Here is a 1,167-nt window from a genome sequence, read left to right as displayed (position 1 = left end):
CCAGAAGTTTGGGGTTACCAACGTGACGCTGTCGGTCGCTTATTCTACCGTGTAGTATTCAATACTAGAGATAGCGATAAGATGGCAGTTCGTTCACACTACTATGAACAACTTACAGCCCTACTTGTACGCAATGGCTACAAACAACCTGTTTATGACTCAGGAGCAGAACTATAATCATTACAATCACATATACAAAAACCGCACGATTGGTGTCCAAACCAGGACTTGACCGTGCGGTTTCTTTTTTTATTATTTAGCCAACTTCTGTAATAATTTCCCAGTCTGCATTGTAGAAAGTGACTTCTTTCTTGTCACCTTGCCAGTCTAAAATAGCAAATGATGGGTATGGGTAGTTACCTTTTGGAATGCGGATTGAACCTGGGTTAATAATTTTAATCCCGTCGATTTCTTGGTCATCCATGACATGAGTATGGCCGTACATGATGACATCCGCTTGATTTTCTTTCGCTAAGGCAACCAATTTCTTCAAGCTTTGTTTTACCCCATATAAATGGCCGTGGGTCACAACAATTTTTCCTTCAGGGGTATTTAAACTAATGGCGTCCTTGTAGTTGCCATAGTCAGTGTTCCCTCTTACGGTATGGAAAATTCCCCAAATGGTATCGTCTTCTGATAACTCAGAGTCACCACAGTGGATAAATAAATCAATGTCATCCCCTGCTTTTAAGACTAGGTTGACCAGCGCTTCATGGTCGCCGTGGTTATCACTTGTGATTAGAATCTTCATATAAGTTCAACTCCCCACTTTGTAAATCTTTGGCTAGTAATCGTAAGGCATTGCCTCGGTGACTTAAAGAATCTTTTTTTTCTGCTGACATTTCAGCTGTGGTTAACCCTTCACTTGGTACGTAAAAAATTGGGTCATAGCCGAAGCCATTTTCCCCGCGCTCTTCACGTAAGATGACACCAGATAAAGTGCCGTGGTAGCGGTTGATGACTTGACCTTGTGCGTCAGAAACGACTAGATAGGTATGGAAAGTCGCGCCTCTATCTGCGTCAGGTACGTCAGCAAGCTCGGTTAAGGCCTTTTTCCGGTTATTGGCATCTGACTTCTCAGGGCCTGCGTAACGGGCTGAATAAACGCCTGGTGCCCCGTCTAATGCGTCAATGGCTAGACCAGAATCATCCGCAATGACTGGAATA

Annotated in this window: 2 protein-coding genes; both read right to left on the bottom strand. The window is 43.4% G+C overall.

The window, feature by feature from the left end:
• Positions 1–256: 256 nt before the first annotated feature.
• Positions 257–751, bottom strand: a complete 495-nt coding sequence (locus tag ACRCJ0_RS14725) for a YfcE family phosphodiesterase (protein WP_149255739.1) — start codon at positions 749–751, stop codon at positions 257–259.
• The coding region (locus ACRCJ0_RS14720) for a non-canonical purine NTP pyrophosphatase (protein ID WP_431390953.1) at positions 729–1,167 on the bottom strand (439 nt) is incomplete at its 5' end. The genes ACRCJ0_RS14720 and ACRCJ0_RS14725, both read right to left, overlap by 23 nt.

It is taken from the genome of Aerococcus sp. L_32, assembly GCF_050689315.1.
This window is presented reverse-complemented; position numbering and strand designations above follow the sequence as displayed.

Excerpts from the sequence above, each read along its gene's own strand:
- ACRCJ0_RS14725 (WP_149255739.1), bottom strand. The coding sequence starts at position 751 with ATGAAGATTCTAATCACAAGTGATAACCACGGCGACCATGAAGCGCTG.